The sequence below is a fragment of the Mesorhizobium sp. M0140 genome, from assembly GCF_040322475.1.
Taxonomy (GTDB): Bacteria; Pseudomonadota; Alphaproteobacteria; order Rhizobiales; family Rhizobiaceae; genus Mesorhizobium.
The window spans coordinates 1-23,318 of the sequence record NZ_JAMYTM010000017.1 but is presented as its reverse complement, the minus strand read 5'-3'; the positions used below and the strand labels follow the sequence as shown (position 1 = coordinate 23,318).

The following is a 23,318-nucleotide window of genomic DNA, read 5'->3' as shown; positions in this document are numbered from 1 at the left end:
CGGAGCGCAGGAGCGGCGGCAATGCGGTCGAGAGCCGAACCGCAGCCTTCCGCATCCGTTCCCATAAGCGGACTGACCGCTGTCGACCCCTAGGAGGACAGTCAGACGGTTCTACAGTTACCATCGACTGGGCTTCCTGGAAGCTTTTCGAACTTTCTGTCTCTCATCTTCAGTCGAATTGCGTGTGCTCATCCAGGAAGTTCGCGTGTCAGAATCCGTTGCGGAAAGAGCTTGATCGACCCAATCCCTCTGGGGTTCGAGTCGGGAGAGCGCTATCACCTTTCCTCACACTCTGCCTCGCCGCATTTCGCGCTTCGTTGCCACGCGTAGCGCGCAGCGACCAGGGTTGCGACATGGAACTAGCAATTGCCGCGACCTGGCCCAAATTTAACCTGAAGAGCCCCTATACCTTTCGCGGAAGCCGACACTTCATTTGGGGCGCCATAAGTGGCGAAGAGCATTCGAAGCGCTACGAGTGGCGTCGGGCCGTAGCCGAAGCTGTTCCGAATGCAGCGTTGCCATGCGTCGGATCGAGACACCCACCGTGCGCGGCTTGTCTTGGCCATTGATCAACGTTTCCGCTGCCGGAGTTGGGAGTTGGGGCCGAACGCTACGTCGCCTTACTCGGTCCGAGCGCCTTCCGGAACAATCACGCCACCAGCTACTACTGGGTTGGGCAGATTTTCTCGACCTTACCCGAACAGACGGACTTCAGTTTCACCAGACTTGGAAAGTAGTCTGCCAACGCAGCAAAATCTTTTGCAAAGCAGCCGTTGGCGTCGGGCCAAAACCATGGCCCCCCCTTTGGATCGGGAGGCCAGTGCCCGGGAGGCATGGTCCTGTTAGCGGCCATCTCGATGATGCTGCTACAGAACTTGTGGTTCGTCGTCACTTGGGGCAGGCCGTGGCACTTGAAACACCCACCTGCGTCTGGGGGAATGATCAGGCCGAAATTAGACCAGGGATCACGTTCGTTCCCAAGACCGACAAACTCAAACGTTTGCGACTTCGGCACGTCCTCTGCGTACATTGACTTGATGGTCTGCCCAAGCAGCGTCTTCGGGTGCACAATAAACGGGTTATTGCCGAGGTGGCAGACGTTGCAACGATCTTCGCCGTCCTTGGGATGCACCAATTCACTGAAATCCCGCGTCTTGAAATCGTCCCAGCTGATGCGCTTCGTGGCGGAACCTTCGTAGACAATGTTGTCGAAGAAACACGCTTTCTTTTGCAGCTTGTCTGCGCAAATCGTGCCGACATATTGCACGGGCCAACCGGGTTTGCGCCTGACGAGCGCCACGCAGAAACCGCCGGAGACATTATCCCTGTAGGTCCACACCTCGGCGTCAGGCCAATCCGAGCGGAAGAAATACTGATGGGTTTCGGAGTCGAGATCCCCCCTATTGGTCCAGCGCGGGTCCGTCACGAATGATCCGGGCACCGGTACTCCCGCATCTCGACAGGCCTTCTGGTATGCTGGAACATCGTCGCGGTGTTTCGCCTCCCCGACTGCGGGCCAGTCACTCTCCTTGAGCGCCGGACCGGCTCCTTGTCGTTCGATAATGTCTTTGGCCTCATGCCATCCGCTGACGAGCCGGCGAGCAACATTGCGCTGCTGTTTGGCTGCATCGGTATTCGCGAGAGCCGCTGCAAGTTCGATCTTCACAAAGCTTCTTTCTACCCGATCCGCACCCGAAACGACTGGCCCATTGAGCGTATCGACCGTCTGCCTGTATCGACCAGACGCTTCCTCAACGAGCAGACTTTCGACGCAACCGCGAACCCGTTCCAGCAGTTCCCCACGATTCTGGTCGGTGACGTTGATCTCTACTCCTGAGGGCACTTCGAAAATTCCGCCATAGGCGGCGACCAGATCACACGATATGGCCAGTGGAGGCAGGTTTCCTGATCCCTCATCGCCCGCCATCAACAAGGTCGAGACGTAAGCGGCGATCAGCAACGCCCCTGAAGCTGCGATGATCCTCCAATGCCCCAGCATTTAGTTTCTCACGAGCTCGAGCAGCCGGGCCGAAAACGGCGTGTGAGGGAAAGGTCCCGCAGCGGGGTTGTACGACGACGTTTCCCCGATCCTGTTGATCAGCAAAAGGGCGTCGCGGGTTTTCACCGCCGGTCCACTGGCGGCGATCCACCGTAGCGTGGCCTCCTGAAACTCTCTCTGCATGCCTGCGCCGGCCAGCACCTGTTTCCACGTCCGCGACTTGAAATGGGTCTTGCCGGCCACAGCCGTGATGGCACTGGCGAGCGAGGTGTCAAGCACGCTCGCTGCAAGCATTCGCTGCAGAACGTCGGCCACATCGACGAGCGGAACCGTCAGCGGCAGATAGCCAATCTCTGCCGGCCCGTGAACCAAGGCGACGTCGGCATCAGCACTGCGGCGGCCTGTCCTATAGTCCTCGAAGACGTGGCCGATGCCGATCATCCCGAACTGCCAGCATTCAGCTGCTCGGAGGGCACCCATGCTCGCCGCACCGAGCAGGCGGCAGCCGGCGTCAAGCGCGAACAGAATTTCCTTGTGCCATACTGCAGGTCCGGATTCGAATATGCCGTCGATCAACCCGATGACCTTGCGCCCCTCGAGCACCGCGCGCATGACATCGCCGCACCGGGCCGGTGGCGCAATGTCAAACGCCTGCCCACCTTGCACACCCCCGCGGTAAAGGCTCGGACCGACGAAGATCAGAGGCCTCATGTGAGGCTCCATTGACGCAGCAGCTTCCGCGCAGCGCGCCCGGAATGTGCATAGGATTCGGGTTGGTGCATGCTGACCAAATCGTCGGCAAGCACGCGGACCGCTTCGATCCCAAACCTGCCTCCGCCGAGCGGGAAGACATAGATGTCGCGGACGCCTTCCATGACGCTGCCGATGGTATCTTTCAAAGTCAGATCCTGGTGGCGGTTCAGGCCGATGCTTTGCGGCAGAAGCCGGTAGCTGCCGAACAACCTTTCGGTGCTGCTCGTCAGCACTCCGCCATATTCATCCTCGAACAGATCGTCCCTGGCACCGGAGATGAATAGGGCTCTGCATTGAACGGCTTCAAGCAGAGCAGCGAGCGCCGCCTGCTCCAAGCCAGATCGGCAGCCGGAGCCACTGAAGTACGACCGCCCGCGCGAGTAATCTTCCTCTGGCACCAGGGCGGCCATGACCACCGGCAACCCATCGTTGTCGCCAGCCACGCTGAAGCGCGCTTCAACCCCTGCTGCCGCGAGGAGCGAGATTGCGCGAACCAACTCATGATCCTGACCCGCGTTGAACTCGACACAAACGGCTTGCCGCCCGGCACCGGGGAGTAGCGCGCCGAACATCGCATCGTCCTCGACGATCTCGCGAAGCGCGTGTGTGAATGCTCCTGCAATATCGCCACCCGAAGCCAGACCGACGGAAGACATCCGGAACGCCCGCGTGTTCCACGGCGCGAGCGTGACCATGTCCATGCCGACCAACTCATAAGGGGCATAGACAGGTTCCCCGGTCATCCAGGACAGGCCTCTCACCCAGGCAAGGTCCTGGTCCTGCGGCAAATGCCTGGCCGCGCATCTCGACTGTCGATCAAGTGGCACGCTACGAAGTCTGCGGCGAGCGAGCCCGCGTGGGCTGTCCACGACGGCTGTAAGAGTGCGCGCGTCCTCGGCCAACGCTTGCTCGCAACTCTCCATGACGGCCGAGGTCCAGGCGGCCTCATATGTCATGCCTTTGCCCGCAGAAACTGACAGTGAGCGCGATGCCGGTCTTACCGCCGCGCAGACGGGAATACCGATCAGGTCGAGATCCGTGAGGTCTGCGACCCGGGTGATACCGAAGCTGCCGAGGACGGGCTCCAGATCGCCTCGCGTGAGCCAACGCGAGGCCGGCTCCAGGTCCGCCGCCATCTCGCCGCGAAACGCCTGAACCCGGCGAAACGCCTGCTCGACGTCAGAATGTGAGGAGAGCATTTCCTCACACCTTGTCGACCCACGGATCGAGGGGGTCGAGGTTGTCTACAGGCAGGTTGCTGATGACAAAGGTCTGGGGACCGGCAGGCACGGTAGCAGAGCCCTGGTGTGTGGCGAGATAGCCCTGAATGTCGATTGCCGGACCTGTATTCCTCCCTTTGGCGACGATGTCCCCGGGATCGACGTCCAGCGCTACGCAGAAGTCGACATCGCAGACCGTTCCGTTGTTGCGGATGATGCGGCCGATCGCAGCCGCGTTGTTGAGCTCCTCGAGCAGTTTCGTCTCGTAGGGAAGTTCGAATTGTCCATGGGGCGGGCTTTTCATCTCGACTTCGCGTTGCTTCAGCAAGTCAAGGTCGACGCCGCGCAGAAATGGGAGAAGTTCCTGCACCACGGCGCCCATCGCAGCAATAGGTTCCTTGCCCGCCATCTGGTTGATGGCGACGTTGTTCAGATCGTCCATCGAATAGTGGACGACCATGACCGGATCGGTGATTACGATGGTCAGGCCGTGATCTTTGTCTCCAATGATGAATGCACGAGATGGCTTGTTGGGCATGTTTCCCTCCTATTTGATTCCCGCAATGCGCAACCCCTCGATGAAAGGCTGCATGTCGGCTGGCGAGCGGTGCGGTTGCAGCCGCGTCATGCTGTTTGCTGTCTCTCCGGGGTAGATTTCCTGGAGACGGCGCGCATATCCGCTCGCCTCCGACAGATTGCCTAGATGCCCGTGGCTTGCTGCCAGCAAGCGCAGCACCGGCTCGTCGTTGCTGAGGCGACCGCAAAGACCGATCGCTTTAAGATAATCTGCCTGCGAGAATGCTACACTCGCCCCTGCCCACCAATAGTGGTCAGGGGGTGTCGGATTGAGATCTATTGCCTGCTCGAACGTGGTCCACGCTTCGTCCGGGTCTCCGACGAAGCCCATCGCGTCGCTGTAGTCGAGCAGGATGTCGGCAGAGTTTGGGTGGCGATCCCGGGCAAGCATGAAACTTTCATCGCACTCATCAAAGTCGTGCTGATAAAGGGCTACCATGGCGCGGCGCCAGTAGCCGACCGAGTTGAATGGATCAGAGGCGATCGCCCGTTCGGCGAGATCGCGTGCTTCTGCCAGCAGCAATGGATCGTTGCCACCGAGCAGCAGCCATTCGAGGTAAAGGGAGCTGGAGGCGCCAGAATAGGCGTCGGCAAACCGGTCGTCTTGCGAAATGGCCTGTGCATAGAAGCGTCGGGCGCGTCTTACGCTGCGCAGGTCGCATGTCTTCAGCGTATCCTGCCCCTTCAGGAACATGAGATATGCAGAAGGGTTGCCAGTACGATCCGGCGAAGCCAAGCTGTGCCGCTCGATCGCACTCGACAGCTCGGATGCTACCCGGCCGACAAGCGCCCGGTTCGAGCTGGCGATGAAGTCTGGCGACAGCGGATAGTCGCCCGCCCAAACGATCGAGCCCGAGCTGCTTTCGACCACGCGCACGGTGATTTCGTTGCCCCCAGTCCGCGAGCGTACGAATGTGCTCACGGCGTAGTCGGCGCGCAGCGGTGAGCCTTTGTCGAGAACACCTCCGTCGCTGCTTGCCTGGAACGAGCTGTGCGACGCCAACGTTACGAGGCTCTTGTGTCGCGCGAGCTCGTTCGCCGCGTCTTCCACAAAGGCACGCTGGAGGTTCTCCTCGCCGGATGGCGAGAGCCAGTTCGGCGCCAGCAGCGCAACGCGTGGCCGGCACGGAGTTGTATGTCGGTCGGGGCCGACAGCAGTCGACCCGAGATCGATCGATCTCGCCGTAGCGCGCGCAAGCAGGGCGCGCGTGTCCGGTCTCGGTCCGTTGGCCCCATCCAGACGAAGCACGTCGGTGAGAAGAGCAAAGACGCGTCGGGACTCATCGGCCCGGCCAAGTGCGCCGTAGGCCGCGATGAGGGACCTATAGGTCTCCTCTCGGCCATTGTCGATTCCGAGAGCATGTCGCTCGAGGGCTTGGATCGAGGATGCGTCCGCATGCCCATACCGCGTCAGCTCTTTCAGCGCGCTGTGGGCGAAGCCGAAATAGCGCTCACGCAGATAGGTGCGTGACACGGTAAAGGGGTCCTCATGCGCCGGCACCTCAATGCCCTGCAGCAGATCGCCCCGGTACGTTTCCATGAGTTGCCACAGCGAATTCTCTCCAGCAAACGCATCGAACTCGAGGAAGCGGCACACATCGATGCGAGACGGATCGGTGATCCTCAACATCTTGTCGTCGACAAACAATATCGACCACAAAGAGGGCAATGCCTTCGACATGCGCAGTATCAGTTGGCGCATGTTGCCCATATTGGCATGCGTATCATGACTATCCCAGAGCTGGGATGCGGCCTGGGCGCGGGTAATTGTCCGGGTGGGATTTAATGCAAGCAGGGCAATTAGGCAAAAGCCGCGCGACGGAAATGTCCGATCCTTTACGCCTTCTTCGATCGCAGGATTTCCAAGTAACCTTATCGATACAGCGTTGCTCATACCCAAAATAACCCCAGCTCAGATGAAGCTTCTGCCGGATTTGCGGAAATATCAATAGCACTTCGGATTACTCGCCGCGTGAGGAGTCCGCAGTGTAACGCCGGTGTAACGCTGGTGGGTAAATGGTGCCCGCCAGCCGTTCAAACGGTCGTGCAACGAGCGTTCTCCCAGCGGTTGCACCGCGCTTGATCGGGGCGGGCGGCGGGCCCGTCCCGATTTCTTCAAGGGGCACACATGGTCACGCATATCGACCTCAAGCTCGGTGGATTGACGGCAACACTCTCGCGAAGCGATGTGCTCGTCGCGCTCAAGCCTGAGCCGGGGCGTTCAAGATCCTTCGAGGCCGAGGTGAATTCGATCGAGCTGCGCGGCCGCGGCGTCCGGCGTGGCACGGTTGGCGGCTACGACATCATTGAACTTCCCAGCGCGCCGACTAGGCGGCAGGCAGCGCATGAAGATCTCGGCCGCATGATGTCGATGCAGAGGCAGATCGCGGTCTATCACACCTCGGATGACAACGTTCCTTTCGTGCCGACCGGCACCATTTACATGTCCTTCAAGGAAGGAGCCGATCAGGCAAGCCTCGATCGCGTCCTCCAAGAACACTCACTTGTCGTGCTCAAGGCGGAACGTGACGGTTTCATCACCGTCGGCACGCGGGCAGACCCCGTCGAAGCGTGTTTTGCCCTGCAGTCGAATCCGGTTGTGGGCATTGCGGAACCCGACCTCGTCACGCCGAGACAGCCCGCCAACATTCTGCTTCCCGAAGACCGGCTCTTCGGCCGGCACTGGCATCTCAACAATATCGGCAAGCATGACGGACAAACCAGCGGCTTGAAAGCCGGTGCCGACGCGCGTGTCGTGCAAGCCTGGTATGCCCTCGGCAGCCTCGGCTCCGATAGTGTGGTCATAGGCATCGTTGACGACGGTTTCGACCTCTCGCACCCGGACTTGCTGGGCAAGGCCGTGCTGGCGTGGGATTTCGGACGAAATTCGCCCAACGTTGGGCCCAGTGAGCCGGCCGCCGGCAATCGCGACTGGCACGGCACGGCGTGCGCCGGCGTCGCCGCCGGCAGGGTCGACGCAGGAGATATCGTGGGCGCTGCTCCCCATGCGCGCATCATGCCCGTGCGCATGGGTTCTGACATCGATTCCGAGGGGCTGGCGCGGATTTTCGACTACATGAGGGACAATGGGGCGTGGGTCGTCAATTGCAGCTGGGGGCCAAAGGCAGCCCGCTACCCCATCGGCCAGCGCGTCTTCGACGCCATATCGCGCTGCGTTAGGGAAGGTCGGGGCGGGCTTGGAACGCCCGTACTCTTCGCCGCCGGGAACCGGAACACCAGCATAAATGACGAAATCCATTTCAACGGGCTTGCCACGCATCCCGACGTCATCGCGGTGTCATCGTCGACCAGCCTCGACCAGAGGTCCGATACCTCGAATTACGGCTCCGAAATTTGCCTGTGTGCGCCCTCGAGCGGTGGCGGCGGCTGGACAATCGTGACCAGTGACGTGACCGGCAGCTGGACCGATGCCGCAGGAACCGTCAGGCCACGCGGCTACAGCAGCGGCGACTATCACGAATGTTTCGGGGGCACGTCCAGTTCCTGCGCCCTGCTGGCGGGCGTTTGCGCTCTGGTCCTTTCGGCGGCGCCGCGGCTTGGCGCCGCCGAGTTGCGCTCGATCCTGCAGCTCACCGCGCGACGGATCGGCGGCCAAGCATACGGGCCGAACGGCCACTCAATCTACTTCGGATTCGGTTGCGTTGATGCTGCCGCAGCAGTTGCGGCCGCCCGTGCAAGTCTAACGAGGTGATCCCCATGGGCGGCCCGCATTCCAGGACATTTCAGAATGAGTGATATCGAGATCAAGCTTGGACAGTCGAAGGTCATCCTGACCAGAAGCGACGAATTGGTCGCGCTCAGGCCGCGGGCCGGCAGAACGATGTCCTTCGAAAACGAGGTGCGGTCGCTCGAAGCGCGTGGCAGAGGCGCACTTCGCGGCAGGGTCGCAGGGTTTGACATCGTAGAACTTCCCTCGTCGCCAGCGAGACACAAGTCGGCGCGTGAGGATCTCGGCCGCATGATGTCGATGGACCGGCAAACCGCAGTCTATCACACGTCCGATGACCTGGTTCCTTTCGTGCCGATGGGCACGATCTACTTATCCTTCGCCGAAGGCGTCGCCCAGGAAGACGCCGATGGCGTCCTGCGGCGTCATTCCCTGACGGTCTTGAAGGCCGAACGCGATGGCTACTTCACAGTCCGTGCGCCGACCGATCCGGTCGAGCTCTGCGTAAAGCTTCAGGCCGAGCCCGCGGTTGCCGTTGCAGAGCCAGACCTCGCGACGCCCATGCAACCTGCCCAATTCCTGCTGCCGGGAGACCAGCTGCTCGGCGAACTCTGGCACTTACGAAACATCGGCAAGCACGGAGGCAATACGTTGGGATACAAGGCCGGCGCCGACGCGCGCGTCGTTGATGCGTGGGCAGCGTTGGGAGGTCTCGGTGCCCGCAACGTCATTATTGGGATCATCGATGACGGTTTCGACCTTGCGCACCCCGACCTTCGGGACAAGGCGGTGCTGCCTTGGAACTTCGTCACTAACTCGCCCGATGTGACCCCCGGCGTTCCGGTCAACGGCAATGACGATTGGCACGGCACGGCCTGCGCGGGCGTCGCCGCAGGCATGTCGGGCGCCGGCGACATGATCGGGGTGGCACCCAACGCACGCATCATGCCAGTTCGCATGGGAGTGGACGTCGAGCCGGAACCGCTCGCCAAGATGTTTGAATACATGGCGATGAGTGGGGCGTGGGTCGTCAATTGCAGCTGGGGGCCAAGGGCGGCGAAGTATGCGCTTGGGGATCGTTTGTTCAACGCGATCACATTCTGCGCCAAGCAAGGCCGTGGGGGGTTGGGCACCCTAGTTCTGTTCGCCGCTGGAAACTCCAACACCAGCATTAACGACCAATTCCATCACAACGGACTTGCGACACACCCGCTTGTGATAGCTGTCGCGTCATCGACCAGCCTTGATCAAAGGGACGACAACTCGAACTTCGGCGCTGAAATCGCAGTCTGCGCGCCATCCAGCGGCGGTGGCGGGTGGGCCATCATCACCAGCGACGTGACCGGGAGCTACGCGGACGCCAACGGTGTTGTGAGATACCGCGGCTACGGGCCGGGCGACTATTACCGGCAGTTCGGCGGGACATCGAGCGCCTGCGCGCTGGTCTCGGGCGTATGCGCGCTGGTCCTGTCCGCCGCACCTGCGCTCAGCGCCGACCAACTGCGGGCGATCCTTCAGCGAACAGCTCGTCGAATCGGCCCTCCGGAGGCTTACGACCCGACTGGGCATTCCATCCATTTCGGCTTCGGCTGCGTGAACGCCGCGGCGGCTGTCGCTGCTGCCCGTACACAAGTCCTAACTAGTTGAGGTGAGTATATTTACCTCCACTTACGAATACAAAATAAATGAAGTAAGTCCAGCTGCAAAACAGGAGAATATGCAATGAAACACTACCTTATAGCAAAGAGCGCAGCAGTAGTCGCGTCAACCCTGATCATGAGCGCGTCTCCCGCCGCATCCCAATTCCAGGACTTCATCGTTGGCGGTGTCAAGGTCGACGACATCAGCGAGCTGCCGTGGCAGGTCGCGCTTCTCCAGGGAAAACCTGTTGCACCTTTCCAGTTCTGCGGGGGCTCGATCGTAGCACCGCAGTGGATCCTTACCGCCGCACATTGCGTCGACAACAGCCTGGTCAATAAGGATGCCGCAAATGTGGACGTATTGGCTGGCACAGTCTTCAAGACCTCAGGAGGGGTCCGGGTCGACTCCACGGCGATCTTCATCCATCCAAAATGGGGACAGACGGCACAAGAGATGGATTTTGATGCGGCCCTCATCAAGTTGAAGGAGCCGCTAGCGGTTGGCCAGCCGATCGCGCTCGCCACGGTCGCGACCGAGCTGCCCGTCGATTTCCAGATACGCGTATCGGGTTGGGGCGCAACCAGCCAAGGTGGGAGTAGTTCTAACCAGTTGCTCCGCGTTGATGTCCCCGTCGTGTCGAACGACACCTGCAATGCCCCCACCAGCTACGGCGGCGCGATCTCGGAGAACATGATCTGCCTGGGGAAGGCGGCGGGCGGCAAGGATTCCTGCCAGGGTGACAGCGGCGGACCTGCTGCGCGGATGGGGAGCGCCGCTGAGTTGGTCGGCATCGTCAGCTGGGGTTGGGGCTGCGCCCAGCCGGACCTCTACGGCGTCTACACGCGCGTGTCGACCGTCAAGGACTGGGTCGATCAGACCATAGCCGCCAACAAGTGACGACCGCCATGCAACGGAAGCTCAAGATATCGGCGGAGAGCAAGGCTGCTCTCCGCCAGTTCCTGGCGGAGAGCGAAGTCGATCTCGGCTGCCGCCCTGTTGCCCGCCGAGAGGGCGATCACACGAGCACGATCGGGATCGCTGACGAAGCGCAGATCGCAGGCCTCGTCGCGCGTGCGGCGACGGGCATCTCGATCGAAGTCCTCGAGGCCGTCCCCGACGCAAGTTCTCGCCTCGGACTCGTCTCGTCAGGCAACCGCTTTCTGAGCGGCGAACTGCCGCGCGGACCCGGAAGGAAGGAGTAGGACATGGCCTACCTCAACTATGACGAGATCGTTAGCGCGGTTCAGATTCTCTCTGAGAAGTATCCGACGCTGACTACGCAAATACCGCTTCCCAAGCTCACCGTGGAATCACGGCGCGTTGGAGCACTCGCCATCGGAAAGACGCGTGGTCCAGATCAGCGGACCGCTGTCTTCGTGGGCGGCGTCCACGCCCGGGAGTGGGTGCCGCCGGACGCTTTGATCTCTCTTGCTGCCGATCTTCTGGAAGCCTACAGCTCAGGCACCGGGCTGCGATACGGTTCCTCCTACTTCGACAAGTCGACGATTGCCTCGATCGTCGATCGAATCCAGATCGTGGTCCTGCCTTGTGCCAACCCTGACGGGCGCGTGTTCAGCCAGAACGTCGACGGGGATTGGCGCAAGAACCGCAGGCCAATGGTCAATCAGCAAGGTGGCGTCTGCCACGGCGTCGATATCAATCGGAACTTCGACGTCGCCTGGGACTTTCGGCTGCATTTCGCACCCGGCGGCGTGAGCGCGTCCGACGATCCATGCCACAAATATCTCTACGTCGGTCCTGCTGCCGCATCGGAATCCGAGACGCGCAACATCGTGTGGCTGCTCGATAGCGTGCCTGGCATCGGCTGGTTTGTCGACGTCCATAGCGCCATACCGGCGGTGTTTCACTCGTGGGGCCTTGATTCCAACCAGACCACGGCTCCTGAGCAGAATTTTCTGAACCCGGCGTTCGACGGGATCCGTGGCAATCCCGACGATTCCTACGGAGAGTTCATCACCGAGGTCGATCTCAACGTCGTGCGGAGTCTGGCACGAGCGATGAAAGATGCGATCACCCTCGTGGCAGGGGATGATTACAGCGTCGGCCCCGCATTCGAACTCTATGCGACATCAGGCGCAAGTGATGACTATGCCTACAGTCGTCACCTCGCCAGGCCTGGGCTGCCCAAGGTGCTCGGCTTTACGATGGAGTGCGGCTACGAGTTCCAGCCCGATGACAGCGGGCGCGAGACAACCATCAAGGAGGTTTGCGCGGCTCTCCTGGCGTTCTGCGCAGAAGTCAACTCGCCAGGCTACTCGCAGCTTCGGAAAAACACTGAATAGCAGGAGAGAGTGATGTTGCTAGTGGAATGCGAAGACCGTCGTGTATCTGGCAAATCAGTAACGTCGGGTTTCCCTGATATTGGCGATGTCGCAACGCGACCAGAACCTTTGGCCGAAGAGGAACCCTCGGCTTTGGAGCGGAAAGCAGGGGGACGGCATCGTCAAGCTGTTGGGCGTGCTTCCCGCCGTCGCAGCCACCGGCAGCGCCAAAACGTTCCTTGTGTTGGAAGAAACCGAAAATGTCTATCGCACGCTCGCCTTGTTCGACTGTGTCTCGATCGGTGGGGCGCTCGAGTTCACTATCGGCAAATAGCCGGAAGCGGTCGGCCTGCATGCGCCGGGTTCGCCTGCGGTCAGAAGGCGCCCCGGGGCCGATCGCGGCGACCGAACCAAGCCGAGGGACGGGAGATGAAATTCTCGATAAGCGACGACGTTTTGCGGGACATGTTTAAACTCGGTTCCTTCGTCGTGCCGGAGAACGAACTGGTCTTCTTTGCCTTGCGGGGCGCGCAGCCCATTGAATTCGGCGGTTCCGATTTTCGCAACGCCCACGAACTCCTGATGACGCCGATCGACTACCGCCACATGCGATGTACAGTAGGTCAATGGCAGACCGGCACCGGCAAGCTCGCCGTGTTCGTCGGCAGTTCCGTGCCGCATGTGACCGCCGTTGCGGCGCAGCTTTCCGACAACGGCAATGGCGTGAACCGCCTTGCGTCCGGTTTCTTCGGAAAAGTGCCCGGAATGCCGGATCATCGCTACTTCAAGGGCAATCACGGCTCCGACCGGCACCTGGCGTTCCGCAACGAAAGCAAACTGCCCGTATGGCGGACAAGCGACGACACGGACTATGAGGGGGATGACCGGCTCGAATTCGAAGTAGTGTACGACAATCTGCATTGTTCGCGGCAGATCAACGAGACGGCGAGTTACTATTCCTCCTACGGCTGCGTCGTCGTTGCCGGCAAGGAAGGCGACAGCGGCGCGACGGCGATCACCACCGAACTCGGTCCGTGGAAGAAGTTCCTCAACAACGCCTATCGCCTCGACCAGTTTCATTTCGCGCTTGCCGTCTTCGAAGAAAACGAGGCGTTGCGGACCGCCGAACTCGGCTACGCCAAACGTGCGCCGACAGTGCGCTTCGGTTCACGTGGACTATTGGCCGAGCGCCTGCAGACCGGCCTTCTCGCCAAGGGCTACAACATTGGTTCGGCTACCCCGGACGGCCTGTTTGGCGGGCACACGGCCAAGGCGCTGCGGCAGTTCCAGCTCGACGTATTCGGCAAGAACGGAACCGACCTGATCGGCGGCCCCGCCACCGCGGAGGCGCTCGGCATAGCCTGGCCGAAGAGCGGCGCCGAACTGGACGCGGCGCTGCAGCCTTCGCCCGGCGGGATCCCGGACGGGAACGGCGACCCCATCATAAGCAACGGCACGGAGGACGAGCCGGCGATGCCGGCGACGAGCCTTTCGCCCGATCCCAATCTCAAGATCGCGCTCGACACCGGTTACAAGCCGCTCGCCGGCTGGCTGGTGCGCAAGCAGCCGGGTGCGAGCCGGTGGGATGTGCTATACGACGCCAGCACCTCTCCGGTCTTCCTGGGACGCTTCTTCGAATATAGCGGCTATCCGGAAGGCAAGACCCGCGGCCTGGCGCGGACAACCGGCGACCAGCCGCGGATCGCCTACGACCCGGCCGACTGGACCGAGTTCGGGAAATGGCCTGAGCTTATCTACCCGACGGGCTGGGCGGAATCCAACGCCTGCTTTACGGTGATCAACGCCTGGGACAGGGCGGCGATGACGTTCGGCTTCATCCAGCTGGCGGCACATACAGGCGACGATTTCTTGCCTTTCTTCCGCAGATTGTTCGTCGATCTCCACAGCGAGGCCAAGCAGTGGTTCCCGGAGCTTGATGTGGTCAATGGCAAGCTCTGCTTCGTCAAGGGCGCGGCCTACCGCTCGCTGGAGAACAAGGTACCGCCGGCGGATGGCGGCTACAGCGCCAGCTACTACCATGGCGACCTGATGGGCTTCTTCAATCCGGATCGCTATCACACGAATCTCAAGCCCGACCCGGAAGAGCTTCATGCGGCGGCGCGATGGCTGATCTGGACGATGACGTCAACGGCGATGCGCGCCATGCAGGTCGGCGGCTCGATCGACAACGTCAAATCATCGCTGATGAGGCTGCATCAAAAGATGTTGGCGACGCCAGCAGTGCGGGCGAAATATCCGAACGGCGTTGACGGGATGAAATGCGATCTGCTTTCCGTAGCCGTCGCCGCGCCACATCTGAGCGAATCCCATCTTCCCATGGTGCTGAATGCGCTGCTCAAACCTGATCCGATCGAGGCAATCCGCCTTTCGGGATACGGGCCTGGCGACCGCGCCCAGAACGTGCATGACGGAATGAAGAGGAGACCGATCCTCAAGAACCTTGTCTACGACATGGGCAGCCAGCAGCCGGTCTGAGCGGGCACGACACTGGTTCGGCGCCACCGACCGCCTCCGGTCGCCGCTTGCCAAGTCCCCGACCGTCGTGACGACCAAGCGATTTTGTGCAGAAGAAGGAGTTATCTCATGCCTGCCGCAGAGACATCATTCGACAGCCTTGCCGGCGTTCCAGTCCACTACGATCGCCTTCCGAGTTTCCCTTATGGAAGCAAGGGAGATCCGCGGAGCTTTTCATGCCGCCACAAACTCAAGGATACGCTGAACACTTGCTTGGCGGAATTGTTCGAGGTTTGGGGCCGCGGTAGGCCCAGCATTATTCTGACCGCCGGAACGATCGGCGATGGCATGAACGCACACGGTCAGGGATTGGCCTTCGACCTGGACGGATTCTACTGGGGCGACGACCGTTTCATGATGGATCGGTATCCGGACGACAGGAAGCTCTATATTGGCATCAATGCGCACCTATTCCTGCATTTCTTCCAAATCCTCAGCTATCACTATCCGAGTCACAAGGACCATTTTCACGTCGACTTCAATTTCTCGTTCTCGTTCAGGACGGCGTCGAACGCGCAGACGTTCTTCCTTCAATCCGCGCTGAAATACGTATTCGGTCGCGAGATCGGCAAAACGGGGCCCGAAGACGATGGCGTCGACGGGGTCTATGGCAGTGCGACCAAGCCCGCCGTTGCCAGTGTCCTGGACGAACTCGGCCTGTCCGGCCAGGGAGGCCTGACCGTGCCCAGTGTCTGGCGGGATTTTCTGCTGAAGTGCCGCGCGCGCGCGTTTGCGTAAACAACAACCCCGGGGGAAACTATGGACAGGACGGAACGACGGATTGGCCTTTTCGTCGGCATCGCCATTATCGGCTTTGTCATGTATCTGGTCGTGCGCGACAAGGAATTCGCAACGCCAGAGCTCTATCAGTTGGTGCGTATCATCATATCGCTCGGCATCGGCGTAGTCGCCGGCACCGTCCCCGGATTTCTCGGGGTATCAGGAACTGTGGCCGGGCTAACCTTGCGTGCGGGAGGCGGGCTTGCCGCATTCGTCATCACCTATTTCTTTTCTCCCGGCACAATACCCGCACTGTCTCCGCCGCCTCCCGGTATCGTTTCGATCGATCCTATCAAGATCGTGGACTTTCGCACCATCGTTGCGGCGACAGCGAGCGATGCAGATCGCGCGGCGGCTCCGCTCGCCGTGATGATGCCGGTGACCGCGCGCAATGCTGTTCAGCCAAGTCTTGTCAGCACGATCGAAAAAACACAAATCCGCTTCTCTCTTGAGGAAAAGCCGTACGTTTTTCCTTGGCGGGACTTCGTTCAAATGGACGAAGAGAACTTCGGCAAATGGCTTGGGATACTGGGGGATGCTGTTCCCTACTCGGTCCCGTCGGGCGCTGTCGTTCATCACGAAATTCTTCACACGGCTGACGGGATCCTGACATGGGGAGAGTTTCTCGGTGCGGTAAGATCAGCTAAACGCGATTTCATGGATGTCGAGATCATGATCGAGACCGATCAGGGATTTGTCACCGCAAAATGCATTGCTGACATGCGGGAGAGGAATCGAGAGATCGAAGAATTCATCGCCAAGGCCAACAAAAATCCCGGGCGGATCACGACGGCCTGCGCACAAGGGGGAGTCTGACATGAATCGACATTGCTTGATTGCTTCTACACTCTCAGCCTGCTGCATCATGATGACGGTCTCAACGTCGCAATCTCGCGCGCAAGAAACGCCCATCTTCAAGCCCGATACCGGCATTGTCGACTTCTACGCCGAGCATCGTGAGCCAACACCCATTTATGATAAGTATTCCTGTCCGCCCGGCGTCAGCGATATCGCAGGGACCCCCTGCGGCGGTGGCGGCGCAGCCGGTCCTATCAACCCTTGTGGCGCGACGAGCAGCTGTGGTCCAGCGGTTGGTCTCGACGGCGGCCTGATCAAGTTGCCGCCCGAGAAATGGAATATCCAGGACTATCTAAAGCAGTAACCATCTTTGAGAATTGATCGAAATAGAGACTGCGGGCTCAATGGAGGACATCGATGGCGAAGAAACAAAATTTTTCCAAGGCGATTGTAGTTGGAAAGGCACTTGCTGCAGCAGCACTCAAACGTCGCGCTGAAGCGATTGAAAAACGACAGCGCGTGCTGGCAAATGCAAAGTTGAAGATCGACCCGACCGCAAAACGTGTGCTCGCCAAGGCTCCCGTGACGCATGCTAGCATGGGTGTCCTGATTGCTGAGGGGGATTCCTGGTTCGACTATCCGTTTCACGATGTCCTGAGCGATCTTGAGGACAGTTACGGGTTCGATGTGGAGTCGGCGGCTCACCGCGGCGACACAATTGAGGACATGGCTTATTCGGACGGACAACTCGACGCCTTCTCACGCCGAGTCGAAAAGGTTCTTCGTACGGGCGTTGAACCACGTGCGATCCTTCTGTCAGGAGGTGGCAACGACGTGGCGGGGGACGAGTTTGCTATTCTGCTCAACCACGCTGCATCAGGCATCGCCGGCCTTAACGAATCGATCCTTACGGGCGTTATTGATCAGCGCGTGCGTGAAGCCTACGCCACTATCCTTGCTGCTATAACTCTGATCTGCAAATCGTATCTTGGTCATCCCGTTCCCGTCGTGATTCACGGTTATGACTATCCCGTACCTGACGGCAGGGGCTTCTGGGGCGGGGGTCTGTTTCCAGGTCCTTGGCTTGAGCCTGGCTTTCGCCGCAAGGGCTACGCGGAGATGAGCAAGCGAAAGCAAATCTGTGTTGAGCTTATTGACCGCTTCGACACGATGCTCGCCGGTCTCGCCGGTAGGCCTCCCTTTGGACACGTTAAGTTTCTGGATTTGCGGAACACGCTTTCGACGGGCGCAACTTATAAGACTTGGTGGGCCAATGAGTTACATCCAACGACAAAAGGTTTTGACGCAGTAACAAAAAAATTTGTCTCCATGATTTGACGCTTTTGCGTCGACGCGCCGGCCGCGAAAGCCACTCGGCGCCGGCAAGCGTCATCAAAGGATCGAAGCTTCTGGGCCGCTCCTGAGTTGGTCGAAAGCGGAGTGCGCCTATGTTGATAATCTGATCGGCCGGGGGATACTTCGAGCCGATGCTGTTGAAAGATGGAGGTATTGATGAATACCAAATTTGACCGCATCCTCACTTTAATCAATGTTAGCGCCGCGGTAATAACCGCTGCTGCGGCGCTCGCCATTCCAATCGTCCTCTATGTCGATGCAAAAAGTACAAGAACATTGGATGTAATGAACGATCTTGATAGCAAGGCCTCAGAAATTGTTGCGGAAAAGATACGTCTGGATGATCTTAATAAGGTCGCAGGAACGCAACGTTTCGAGCCAAATTATATTGACCATAAAGATCACTATGCCGTCCAGACTCAGGTCTATCGCCTACTCAACCTCTATGATTATGTGTGCCTCGGCGGGAAAACGAATCTGTTCTCGCTTGAGCTTATTCAGCAAATGCGAGGAGACGCCTTGAGGCAAACATGGGCTGACTATGGAGCCTACATCAAGGCACACCGCGAAAAGAGCGACCAAAACAAGCGGGCTTGGGAAAACTGCGATAGCGTGGCGGCTGAGCCAATGGCGGGCTGATCGAACTAATCGGAAACAAACCTTGTGTTTGAACCTCGGAACCGGCGAATGTATTCGCCGCCCGCTACAAGAGCGACGGCTGCCTCCCACCCCAGGCGGACCCGGTCCCGCGTACGGTCGCGTTCAGTCACTACTGGCTGACATAGGCAGAGACGATGTCTGCTGTCAGCCCGATCAGATCGGCCGTCACGGCTTCGTCTTGATCGCTCAAGTATTCGCTCCTGGTACTGGGGGTGGTCAAAGCTCGCTTCACACATCTGTGGTATATCGCAATTTTGAGCAATGCCGGATAACTTCCTCGTTCATGACTGCAGGATAGCGAAAACGAATCCAATCGCCCTCGGCAGCACAGTTCCGGCGTAACAGTAGTAGGAAGCCTTCGGCCTACAAAGAGTGCGGTGAACGGGACAGGACCCGGCGGTCGGCAGCCACCGGTTCCACCTGTTTACAGTCCGGGAACTGATTACATGCACGAAATACGCCTCCGTTATTATCACGGCGTTCAACCAATTGGCCGACTAGGCAAGCTGGGCACTGGCTTAGGGCGGTGCCATCGATCGTCTCGAAGCGGACTTCGTCGCTGGCGATCTCGCAAAGCTCGCGGATATAGCGGGATGGTTGACGGCGATTGGAGATCATATAGACGCCTCGGCTGGCACGCGTCAGCGCCACGTAGAAAAGGCGTCGCTCCTCCGCGTAGGCGAAGGTCTCGGGGCGGGGGATGACCAGATTGAGCAGCTCATCATCCTCGATGCGGCTTGGTACGCCATAGTTGCCCTCGCTCACGTCGAGCAGAACTGTGTAGTCGGCCTCGAGCCCTTTAGCCCGGTGAAACGACAGCCCGGATACTTCGATGTTGGCAAAGGATGGCGGTTTTCCTTCGAACGGATCCAGGGTGTTATAGCGCCACAGCACCAGGACCTTCAGCTTGTCGCGCGCTTCGTTGCGCCACAGAGTGGCGATGCCGCCTAGAGCGGCGTCAAGCCGTTCGAGCAGGCGCCGACAAGCCACCCCGAAGTCAAGCTTGCCACGTTCATCGATGGGAATGACACGGATCGACCTCGAGATAGCCGGTCGTGTCGAGCGGACCGACTTTTTGATCTGATCGGGATTGCGCTGGACGAACTTTGCGGCCGTTTCGGCAATGAGCTGGTTGCAGCGATAAGTCTGCTCGAGGCGCCCCTGCCAGCTGGTACCAAAATTCGCTTCGAACTGCGTGAAGATGGTGATGTCCGATCCAGCAAAACGATAGATCGACTGCCAGTCGTCTCCGACCGCGAACACCTTGCTGAACGCCTTCTGTTGTTTGAGAGCCTTGATCAGATTGGCTCGCGGCTCGGAAATGTCCTGAAACTCGTCCACGAGGATTAGGGCATAGGGGCTTCGATATCGGCCGGTCTCGACCAGCCGAACCGCATCCGCGATCATCGAATCGAAGTCGATCCGTCTGGTTTCCTCAAGCTTTCGGGAATATTCCCCCGCGATCATCCAAACCACCCGGGCGTATAGCTTCGCACGCTCCTTGTCGTGCAGGGTCTTGGCACGCTCAAGCAGCATTTCGAGGGTGAGATGGCTGGCGCGGATATGCTTCAGGCAGGTGGATATTAGCTGGTGGTAGTGCTTGATCACCACAGGGTCGATCGCCTTGGTGATTTCGGCGTAGCTCTTGCGATCGAAAGGCATGGAGCGCTGCGCCAGTTCCGATTCAAGCGTACTAAGCAGCGTCTCGTTGCTGGCCTCGGCTGAAGTCGTCTCGAAGAAATCGATCTCCTTGCGGCGATATGCCTGCCGCTTCTTATCGGCGTGCAATGCATAGTCCGCAAAGGGCGACGTTCCGTCGGCGTTGAGCGCGAAATGCTCATGCACGGTTTCGGTCTGCGGATAATAGAAATCGGGATGTAGATGGCGCACCGTGCCGTCATCGTCCACTACCGCAATCTGCCGTTCATACTCGAAGCTGACGGAATGCAGCCAAAGCCAGTTGGCGATCTTCTGCTCCTGCAGCGACTTTACAATCACGCCTGACAGGGAGCCGATAGTGGCCTTACCCTTCCTGAGGCTATCCGAAACATAGCGGCGGTAGTCGGCCTGGGCGTCAAAAACCTCAACGGGGATGTCGGCCTTGGGGTGCACGACGAGAAGGTCGCTCCAAAGTCGGGCGAATTCCGGATCACTCTTGACGAGGCTGTGGATGATTGCCTCAAAGACCCTCGTTTCACCACCAGGATGATCCACCCAGTTGGCAAGCTGGGGCGGCCGACCTTCGACTGCCTCGATGATTCCGCGCCCAAGCGCATGAAACGTCGTGACGCGGCATTCCAACGCGCTTTCCGCGACCTGTAGCTGACTGGCGATCCTCGTCTTGAGTTCATCGGCTGCACTCTTGTTAAAGGCCAGAAGCAGGATCTCGTCAGGCCGATAGAGCTGCTTCTCCAGAACGTAGGCGACCTTGCCGACCATCGTCGCGGATTTGCCGGACCCCGCGGAGGCAACGAGCAGGTTGTTGTCCTCCAGGCGGATGCAGGCCTCGCGCTGCTGGTCGGAAAGCGAGCGCCGGTCGAGGTCGTCGAAGAATGTCTGGAACTTTTGCAGTTCAGACCTGACAAACGCTTCGTTGTAGGCGTGGCGAACAGCCGGATCGGTTATCATGACGAATGAGGCCGGAAGCGATGCCTTAAGCCCCGGTGGCATCAAGTTAGGGTCGAGAAGCGGGTGGGAGAGGGCAGCAGCTGCGGCGCCGGAAACGCTGGCAATGGCTCTGCCGAGATCTGCCTGGGCAAGATACTGTCCATTGTCTTCGGTAATCTTCCGAAGTCGGTCGTCGACATCAAGCAAGTGCTCTCTCTCGGTACCAATCAGACCAAAGAGATGAGTGTTGATGAATGCGTGAAGGTCCGCGACCAGTTGCGCAGCCGCGTCGCCCGACAGTGCCGACAGCGTGTCTGTTCTGCCGCGAGCGCGTATCTCGACTGTATGCCACAAGATGGCCTTGCTGGTCGAAATCGACACGATGTCGAGGCAGCTAAGCTCGACTTCGCTATCTTGAGCCAGCCGGAGATGTCCCGACAGTTTCGGGTCTAGAGTCAGCCTCCATTTTCCCGCTGGAAACAACCGAGCAAAGAAGCCAGGGCGGTAGGTGCGTGAGCGGCCTGATAGTAATTTGGTCAAAACCACATTCGGTACGCCCAGTAAGCAAGCGGTGCGGAAAGCCGAATATCATGAACAGGTTGAGATGTTCCAAATCATCCGGGGAGGCTACGTTGAATTGCACGCTGGCGAGGCGCAGGGGTTCGCCGAATATCCGTGAACCTCATTGTCCGTCGCCGCGTCCATTTTGCCTGGGTCTTGGAAGCTTTTCGAACTTTCTGCCTCGCGCCTCCAGCCGAATTGCGCGCGCTGATGTAGGAAGTTGGCGGGTCTGGATCCGCAGTGTTGCAACTTTGATCGAAGCCCTTATCTGTAACCGCTGTTCTCAGGACCACGGCCCTAAGCTCGAGCTTATTGATGTGCGCCCACCCTTTAGCAAATGTTCGAGGGAGAGATCCAGTTGTTCGAGCCTATCGGCAAGCCTTTTTCAACATAGACCGGGGGTAGCATTTTTGGTTGACATTTTTTTGCCTGACACCTGCGATCCTCAATGCTCTATTGCCTCCCCGAGCGAAGCCTGTTCGTCAGTAGGGGGCGCGTCAGCCGAAACAAGGTTGCTCGAAAGCTCGTAGTTGCTAATATCTCACCGGTGGGGGATTCGGTACATGCAAGTCATTGGCGGGCGCTTTGTTGTTGACCCGAGTTGGTCGCTGTATCAAGGAGAAATAAGCAAAGTTGTGCGTGCCGTCGATTTAGAAGACGCGATGGCAAAGGTCGCTATTAAAATCTTCGACAAGGACGCCTTCCAACAAAATATTGTGATAGAGGCTTTCGCTCGCGAGTGTGAATCACTTCAAAAATTGTCGGCACATGACAATATAGTCGGACTTATTGACATTGGGCGTGACGCGGATACCGGTTGCAGTTACCTAGCCCTTGAATGGTGTGACGCAAATTTGCGCGACCACCTTGCTGAGAATCCTGAGCGCAGTTGGGAGGCCTTTTATAAACGATACGGCGCAGATATATTGGACGCGTTGAGATTCGCTTATTCTCAAGATGTGCTTCATCGTGATATAAAGCCTCAAAATGTTCTTGTTAATTCTGAAGGCCGCGCCTGTCTGACTGATTTTGGAATTTCTAAATTTCGTCGATACTATCGGCCGGGAGTGACCTTGGTTCACTTCAAATCTGTCCCCTATGCGCCACCCGAAGACACGAGCGACTTTCCGGATACGCGAGACGTATATTCGTTTGCAGTGCTTTGCCTCGAATGCATCTCAGAGGGAGCACTTCCCGATCGGGCGGCGGTAATGCTAGCCGCAACGTCACTTGAACTGCCTGCGGAGATACGCGAGATCCTGATCCGATGCCTTAGCGTTGATCCAGCATTGCGACCTGCAAACGTTGTTGCGCTAGCGGAAGAGATTGAGGCCTCTAGCGCGAAAGCCATAACTCTAGCGGCGGTCACTCGCGATATCCCCGTTCACTTGACTCAATCTGCGCTCGAAGCGATGCGGGTTGAGGGCCATTTGTCCAGCTCAGACCAAGCGGCTCGCCAAATTTTCAAAGAGTTGAACGAGATCTGTGGTATCGACGAGTTGGATGGCACGCGGCTTCAGGGCGATCGCCAATTCGCCTTGCTAACAGCTGAGTTCCGTTTTCGCGCGGTGATCGATGAAACGCGGCACGCTCTGACAATCATCGGCCTGTCACACCAGAACCCATCTCGGCTTGAGCGGCAGCGAAATAAGGCTTGGCAGCCGCTCCTCAGATTTATCCCCAACACACCTCGCGGCGATGAAGCTGCCGTAGAATGGTTGGCGACCGAATTTGATGAATTCTTGACCGGTAGGAAGGTCCTTGCTGATCAGTTGGCGATCGTGTCCCAGGGAGTGGTGTAGCTGACGGCTTGGTCGCCGCGTTCTCCGGCATGGGGCCGGGCTGATCAACGTGCCACGGCT

General features: G+C 59.1%; 18 protein-coding genes. 12 read left to right on the top strand and 6 right to left on the bottom strand.

Annotation, left to right across the window (positions count from 1 at the left end; genetic code table 11):
• Nucleotides 1–664: 664 nt before the first annotated feature.
• Genes NKJ37_RS18105 through NKJ37_RS18085 form a run of 5 tightly spaced genes read right to left on the bottom strand, consistent with a single transcriptional unit; the run spans nucleotide 665 to nucleotide 6,442 of the window.
• Nucleotides 665–1,999: a hypothetical protein gene (locus tag NKJ37_RS18105; protein WP_352774544.1), complete on the bottom strand. Its 1,335-nt coding sequence runs from the start codon at nucleotides 1,997–1,999 to the stop codon at nucleotides 665–667.
• Nucleotides 2,000–2,710, bottom strand: a complete 711-nt coding sequence (locus tag NKJ37_RS18100) for a TfuA-like protein (protein WP_352664235.1) — start codon at nucleotides 2,708–2,710, stop codon at nucleotides 2,000–2,002.
• Nucleotides 2,707–3,951, bottom strand: a complete 1,245-nt coding sequence (locus NKJ37_RS18095; protein ID WP_352664233.1) for a YcaO-like family protein — start codon at nucleotides 3,949–3,951, stop codon at nucleotides 2,707–2,709. Before NKJ37_RS18095 ends, NKJ37_RS18100 begins: the two co-directional genes overlap by 4 nt.
• 4 nt (nucleotides 3,952–3,955) lie before the next feature.
• On the bottom strand, nucleotides 3,956–4,510 hold the full coding sequence (locus NKJ37_RS18090) for a hypothetical protein (RefSeq protein WP_352664231.1): 555 nt from the start codon (nucleotides 4,508–4,510) through the stop codon (nucleotides 3,956–3,958).
• Between the two features lie 9 nt (nucleotides 4,511–4,519).
• Nucleotides 4,520–6,442 carry an AfsR/SARP family transcriptional regulator gene (locus tag NKJ37_RS18085; RefSeq protein ID WP_352774542.1) on the bottom strand — a complete coding sequence of 641 codons (1,923 nt, stop codon included), beginning with the start codon at nucleotides 6,440–6,442 and terminating at the stop codon, nucleotides 4,520–4,522.
• Between the two features lie 234 nt (nucleotides 6,443–6,676).
• Between NKJ37_RS18085 and NKJ37_RS18080 the strand changes: the two genes are divergently transcribed.
• From NKJ37_RS18080 to NKJ37_RS18030, 11 genes are all read left to right on the top strand, one after another.
• Complete coding sequence (locus NKJ37_RS18080) at nucleotides 6,677–8,260, top strand: S8 family serine peptidase (protein WP_352664225.1); 1,584 nt, start codon at nucleotides 6,677–6,679, stop codon at nucleotides 8,258–8,260.
• Nucleotides 8,261–8,296: 36 nt separating this feature from the next.
• The gene (locus NKJ37_RS18075; protein WP_352664223.1) at nucleotides 8,297–9,883 is read left to right on the top strand and encodes a S8 family serine peptidase; all 1,587 of its coding nucleotides are present in this window, start codon (nucleotides 8,297–8,299) and stop codon (nucleotides 9,881–9,883) included.
• 75 nt (nucleotides 9,884–9,958) lie between these two features.
• Nucleotides 9,959–10,774: a serine protease gene (locus tag NKJ37_RS18070; protein ID WP_352664221.1), complete on the top strand. Its 816-nt coding sequence runs from the start codon at nucleotides 9,959–9,961 to the stop codon at nucleotides 10,772–10,774.
• A gap of 8 nt (nucleotides 10,775–10,782) precedes the next feature.
• A complete protein-coding gene (locus NKJ37_RS18065) occupies nucleotides 10,783–11,079 on the top strand; it encodes a hypothetical protein (protein ID WP_352774539.1) in 297 nt (98 codons plus the stop codon).
• Nucleotides 11,080–11,082: 3 nt separating this feature from the next.
• On the top strand, nucleotides 11,083–12,180 hold the full coding sequence (locus tag NKJ37_RS18060; RefSeq protein WP_352774537.1) for a M14 family metallopeptidase: 1,098 nt from the start codon (nucleotides 11,083–11,085) through the stop codon (nucleotides 12,178–12,180).
• Nucleotides 12,181–12,192: 12 nt separating this feature from the next.
• Nucleotides 12,193–14,655 carry a peptidoglycan-binding domain-containing protein gene (locus NKJ37_RS18055; protein WP_352774535.1) on the top strand — a complete coding sequence of 821 codons (2,463 nt, stop codon included), beginning with the start codon at nucleotides 12,193–12,195 and terminating at the stop codon, nucleotides 14,653–14,655.
• 108 nt (nucleotides 14,656–14,763) lie between these two features.
• Entirely contained in the window at nucleotides 14,764–15,432 is a 669-nt protein-coding gene (locus NKJ37_RS18050; protein ID WP_352664211.1) for a hypothetical protein, read from the top strand.
• 21 nt (nucleotides 15,433–15,453) lie between these two features.
• Nucleotides 15,454–16,290 (top strand): hypothetical protein, encoded by an 837-nt coding sequence (locus NKJ37_RS18045; RefSeq protein WP_352664209.1) that lies wholly within the window; start codon nucleotides 15,454–15,456, stop codon nucleotides 16,288–16,290.
• A gap of 1 nt (nucleotide 16,291) precedes the next feature.
• A complete protein-coding gene (locus NKJ37_RS18040) occupies nucleotides 16,292–16,636 on the top strand; it encodes a hypothetical protein (RefSeq protein WP_352664206.1) in 345 nt (114 codons plus the stop codon).
• Between the two features lie 53 nt (nucleotides 16,637–16,689).
• Nucleotides 16,690–17,610, top strand: coding sequence for an SGNH/GDSL hydrolase family protein (locus tag NKJ37_RS18035; RefSeq protein WP_352774532.1), 921 nt, complete (start codon nucleotides 16,690–16,692; stop codon nucleotides 17,608–17,610).
• 174 nt (nucleotides 17,611–17,784) lie between these two features.
• Nucleotides 17,785–18,267 (top strand): DUF4760 domain-containing protein, encoded by a 483-nt coding sequence (locus NKJ37_RS18030; protein ID WP_352774530.1) that lies wholly within the window; start codon nucleotides 17,785–17,787, stop codon nucleotides 18,265–18,267.
• 384 nt (nucleotides 18,268–18,651) lie between these two features.
• Here NKJ37_RS18030 and NKJ37_RS18025 read toward each other — a convergent pair whose 3' ends face one another.
• Nucleotides 18,652–21,441, bottom strand: coding sequence for a UvrD-helicase domain-containing protein (locus NKJ37_RS18025; protein WP_352774528.1), 2,790 nt, complete (start codon nucleotides 21,439–21,441; stop codon nucleotides 18,652–18,654).
• A gap of 578 nt (nucleotides 21,442–22,019) precedes the next feature.
• Between NKJ37_RS18025 and NKJ37_RS18020 the strand changes: the two genes are divergently transcribed.
• On the top strand, nucleotides 22,020–23,258 hold the full coding sequence (locus NKJ37_RS18020) for a serine/threonine-protein kinase (protein WP_352774526.1): 1,239 nt from the start codon (nucleotides 22,020–22,022) through the stop codon (nucleotides 23,256–23,258).
• The last annotated feature ends 60 nt before the right edge of the window (nucleotides 23,259–23,318 follow it).

What these genes read in the sequence shown, in the direction of transcription:
- NKJ37_RS18105 (WP_352774544.1), bottom strand. Translation starts at nt 1,999, where the DNA reads ATGCTGGGGCATTGGAGGATCATCGCAGCTTCAGGGGCGTTGCTGATC.
- NKJ37_RS18100 (WP_352664235.1), bottom strand. Translation starts at nt 2,710, where the DNA reads ATGAGGCCTCTGATCTTCGTCGGTCCGAGCCTTTACCGCGGGGGTGTG.
- NKJ37_RS18095 (WP_352664233.1), bottom strand. Translation starts at nt 3,951, where the DNA reads ATGCTCTCCTCACATTCTGACGTCGAGCAGGCGTTTCGCCGGGTTCAG.
- NKJ37_RS18090 (WP_352664231.1), bottom strand. Translation starts at nt 4,510, where the DNA reads ATGCCCAACAAGCCATCTCGTGCATTCATCATTGGAGACAAAGATCAC.
- NKJ37_RS18085 (WP_352774542.1), bottom strand. Translation starts at nt 6,442, where the DNA reads ATGAGCAACGCTGTATCGATAAGGTTACTTGGAAATCCTGCGATCGAA.
- NKJ37_RS18080 (WP_352664225.1), top strand. Translation starts at nt 6,677, where the DNA reads ATGGTCACGCATATCGACCTCAAGCTCGGTGGATTGACGGCAACACTC.
- NKJ37_RS18075 (WP_352664223.1), top strand. Translation starts at nt 8,297, where the DNA reads ATGAGTGATATCGAGATCAAGCTTGGACAGTCGAAGGTCATCCTGACC.
- NKJ37_RS18070 (WP_352664221.1), top strand. Translation starts at nt 9,959, where the DNA reads ATGAAACACTACCTTATAGCAAAGAGCGCAGCAGTAGTCGCGTCAACC.
- NKJ37_RS18065 (WP_352774539.1), top strand. Translation starts at nt 10,783, where the DNA reads ATGCAACGGAAGCTCAAGATATCGGCGGAGAGCAAGGCTGCTCTCCGC.
- NKJ37_RS18060 (WP_352774537.1), top strand. Translation starts at nt 11,083, where the DNA reads ATGGCCTACCTCAACTATGACGAGATCGTTAGCGCGGTTCAGATTCTC.
- NKJ37_RS18055 (WP_352774535.1), top strand. Translation starts at nt 12,193, where the DNA reads ATGTTGCTAGTGGAATGCGAAGACCGTCGTGTATCTGGCAAATCAGTA.
- NKJ37_RS18050 (WP_352664211.1), top strand. Translation starts at nt 14,764, where the DNA reads ATGCCTGCCGCAGAGACATCATTCGACAGCCTTGCCGGCGTTCCAGTC.
- NKJ37_RS18045 (WP_352664209.1), top strand. Translation starts at nt 15,454, where the DNA reads ATGGACAGGACGGAACGACGGATTGGCCTTTTCGTCGGCATCGCCATT.
- NKJ37_RS18040 (WP_352664206.1), top strand. Translation starts at nt 16,292, where the DNA reads ATGAATCGACATTGCTTGATTGCTTCTACACTCTCAGCCTGCTGCATC.
- NKJ37_RS18035 (WP_352774532.1), top strand. Translation starts at nt 16,690, where the DNA reads ATGGCGAAGAAACAAAATTTTTCCAAGGCGATTGTAGTTGGAAAGGCA.
- NKJ37_RS18030 (WP_352774530.1), top strand. Translation starts at nt 17,785, where the DNA reads ATGAATACCAAATTTGACCGCATCCTCACTTTAATCAATGTTAGCGCC.
- NKJ37_RS18020 (WP_352774526.1), top strand. Translation starts at nt 22,020, where the DNA reads ATGCAAGTCATTGGCGGGCGCTTTGTTGTTGACCCGAGTTGGTCGCTG.